Raw genomic sequence first — 3,103 nt, forward strand, 5'->3', positions numbered from 1 at the left:
GCGCTGCGCGGTATCGACAAGACAACCCGCGAGTCGGTGACGTACTGGATGGCGCTGGCATGCGCCGTCGCCTCCGTGGTCCTGGTGTACCTCTTCCTTCGCAGCAAGCGCGGTCTCGCGCTGCTGGCGATCCGCGACAACGAGACAGCCGCCCGATCTCAGGGCATCGCAGTGAGCCGAATGAAGCTCGCGGTGTATGCGGTGGCCGCCTTCGGCACGGGGTTGGCCGGTGCACTGTACTTCGTCGGCAACCTGCGCATCAGCCCGGACGCCGCCTTCAGCGTGAACTGGACGGCGTTCGCCATCTTCATGGTCGTGATCGGGGGCATCGGCCGCATCGAAGGTCCGCTGGTTGGCGCAGTGGTGTTCTGGGCGCTGAACAAGTTCTTCAGCGACTACGGCAGCTGGTACCTGATCGGCCTGGGCTTGATCGCCATCGTGATGACCATCTACTTCAAGCAGGGACTCTGGGGCTACGCGCAGCAGYGCTGGGGCTGGACGCTGTTTCCCACCGGAAGGCGGCTGCAGGTCGCGAGTCCGCAGGAGCGGCCGGCTGTCAGACCGTGCTCTGTAGAGCCCTTCGTCACGCCGCCATCTGATGCATCCGGCATTGCAGGACAGACGGCACATTGATCTTGAAAACTTTGCAGGAGAGACCCATGCGCAATCTAGACCAGAACACCATCACCGAGGCCGTCCTCGCACGTCATGCGAACACCGAAGATCCTCGGCTGAAACGAATCATGTCGAGCCTGGTGCAGCACCTTCACGCGTTCGCGCGAGATGTCGATCTCACCGAGGAGGAGTGGTTCAAGGGCATCGAGTTTCTGACCCGGTGCGGTCACATCACCGACGACAAGCGCCAGGAATTCATCCTGTTGTCCGACGTGCTGGGATTGTCGATGCTGRCTGTTGCCATGAACAACGACAAGCCGGCCGGCTGCACTGAAGCCACGGTGTTCGGCCCATTCCATGTCGAGGGAGCTCCCCATTACGAGCTGGGCGCGGACATCTCCAACGGCGCCCGTGGCATCCCATGCCTGATCCGCGGTACGGTGCGCGGCACCCATGGTGAACTCATTGCCAATGCCCACATTGACGTTTGGCAGTCCGACGAGGACGGCCTGTACGACGTGCAGCACGCCGAGATCGACCACGCGCAGGCGCGCGGCATCCTGCACGCCGACAGCGAGGGGCGGTACCACTTCCGCTCCATCCTGGCGGTGCCCTACGCCATTCCGCACGACGGACCGGTCGGCGACATGCTCAAAGCGACCGGCCGCCACCCCTGGCGTCCCGCGCACCTGCACTTCCTCATCAAGGCGCCGGGCTACGAGACGCTGATCACCCATGTGTTCCGTGGCGATGATCCGTACCTGGATTCGGATGCCGTGTTCGGTGTCCGACAGTCGCTGATTGCCGACTGGGTGACGCAGTCCGACGGGACCTACTTGGTCGAGTACGACTTCGTGCTCAACCCATCCAGGTAAGGCCTCAGCCCATGCTTTATTCGTTCGTGCTCATCGACAATCCGGGGACGGCGGCACTGCGTCAGAGCGAACGTCCTGCACACCGCGCCTACCTTGCTGAAGTTCAGGATCGGATCGCGTTCGCCGGCCCATTGCTCGACGATGACGGCTCGACCATGAAGGGCAGCCTTCTGGTCATCGAATTCGACTCGCGCCATCAGGCCGAGACCTGGCTCGCACAGGAGCCGTTCATGAAGGCTGGGCTGTTTGCGAGCGTCGCCGTGCATCGCTTCGCCAACCTCTGGCCGCAGCGGTCAGGCTTCCCTGCCGAGGGGAGATGATGATTCGACACATCGTGATCTGGAACGTGCAAGGCGAGACGCCAGAAGAGAAGAATCGGAACATGGACAGCCTCCGCCGAAGGCTTCAACAGTCTCAGAGGTCGCATTCCAGGAATGCTGCATCTGGAGATAGGCGCGGATACCAGCCGCGTGGACTACGCCTGTGATGTCGTCCTGTACAGCGAGTTCGAGTCCCAGGCGGCGCTGGACGCCTACGCAACGCATCCGGACCACCTGCGCGTCAAAGAGGTCCTCGGTGGAATCCGCATTGCCAGGCACCAGGTGGACTACGCCGTGCAGGCGGATTGATCACAACCCTACAGAGGTTTGAATGAACGAGTTTGTCTACAACGGTCAACCTTCCCGCGTGGTGTTCGGGCGCGGGGCGCTGGCCCATCTGGAGCGCGAGATCGATCTCCTCGGTTCCCACCGTGCGCTGGTGTTGTCAACGCCCGAGCAGAAGCATCAAGCGGAGATGATTGCCGACCGCTTGGGCCCGCGCGCCGCGGGCATCTTCGCGCACGCCGTCATGCACGTGCCGATCGAGACCGCGCGCGAAGCTCGCGAAGAGGCCCGGCGCCTCGGCGCCGATTGCGCCATCGCCATCGGCGGGGGATCGACCACCGGTCTGGGCAAGGCGATCGCGATGGAATCGGGCCTGCCCATCCTTGCGATTCCGACCACCTACGCCGGCAGCGAGATGACGCCCATCTACGGTATCACCGAAGGCGGATTGAAGAAGACCGGAAAGGATCCGCGAGTGCTGCCACGTACCGTGATCTACGACCCAGACCTGACATTAGCGCTGCCGGTGCCCATGAGCATCACCAGCGGCATGAACGCCATCGCGCATGCCGCCGAAGGCCTGTATGCACGAGATAGCAACCCGGTGATGGACTTGATGGCCGAGGAAGGCATCCAAGCCCTGGCCCGGTCACTGCCCGCAATTCGGCGTCGCAGCGACGACGTCGACGCGCGCGGCGACGCGTTGTATGGCGCCTGGCTATGCGGCGTGGTGCTGGGCAACGTGGGCATGGCCTTGCATCATAAGCTGTGCCACACGCTGGGCGGCACCTTCAATCTGCCCCATGCCGAGGTGCACACGGTCATCTTGCCCCAGGCCATCCACTTCAATGCATCGGCGGCGCCGGAAGCCATGACGCGCATCGAGCGGGCTCTCGGCGCGACAGGCCGGCTCAGCGCAGCAGCAGGCCTGTTCGATCTGGCTCGCGACAATGGCGCGCCCGTGGCGCTCAAGGACATCGGCATGCGGGAGGCCGACCTGGATCGCGC

5 protein-coding genes are annotated in these 3,103 nt (G+C 63.6%); all 5 read left to right on the top strand.

Translation table 11 applies throughout. The annotated features are described in order from the left end of the window. The coding region (locus AC1DY5_RS49165) for a branched-chain amino acid ABC transporter permease (RefSeq protein ID WP_478121591.1) at positions 1-633 on the top strand (633 nt) is incomplete at its 5' end. A gap of 26 nt (positions 634-659) precedes the next feature. After that, positions 660-1,490 (top strand): intradiol ring-cleavage dioxygenase, encoded by an 831-nt coding sequence (locus AC1DY5_RS49170; protein WP_478121592.1) that lies wholly within the window; start codon positions 660-662, stop codon positions 1,488-1,490. An 11-nt stretch (positions 1,491-1,501) separates the two neighbouring features. Further along, complete coding sequence (locus AC1DY5_RS49175; RefSeq protein ID WP_478121593.1) at positions 1,502-1,810, top strand: YciI family protein; 309 nt, start codon at positions 1,502-1,504, stop codon at positions 1,808-1,810. Positions 1,811-1,924: 114 nt separating this feature from the next. After that, a complete protein-coding gene (locus AC1DY5_RS49180; RefSeq protein ID WP_478121594.1) occupies positions 1,925-2,119 on the top strand; it encodes a Dabb family protein in 195 nt (64 codons plus the stop codon). Between the two features lie 22 nt (positions 2,120-2,141). Next, positions 2,142-3,103 (top strand): maleylacetate reductase (locus tag AC1DY5_RS49185; RefSeq protein WP_478121595.1); only part of this gene is annotated, 962 nt, incomplete at its 3' end.

Source organism: Variovorax sp. P4_D9 (genome assembly GCF_056401695.1).

Bases quoted from the DNA above. Each gene is read 5' to 3' on its own strand.
- AC1DY5_RS49175 (WP_478121593.1), top strand. From the start codon at position 1,502: ATGCTTTATTCGTTCGTGCTCATCGACAATCCGGGGACGGCGGCACTG.
- AC1DY5_RS49180 (WP_478121594.1), top strand. From the start codon at position 1,925: ATGCTGCATCTGGAGATAGGCGCGGATACCAGCCGCGTGGACTACGCC.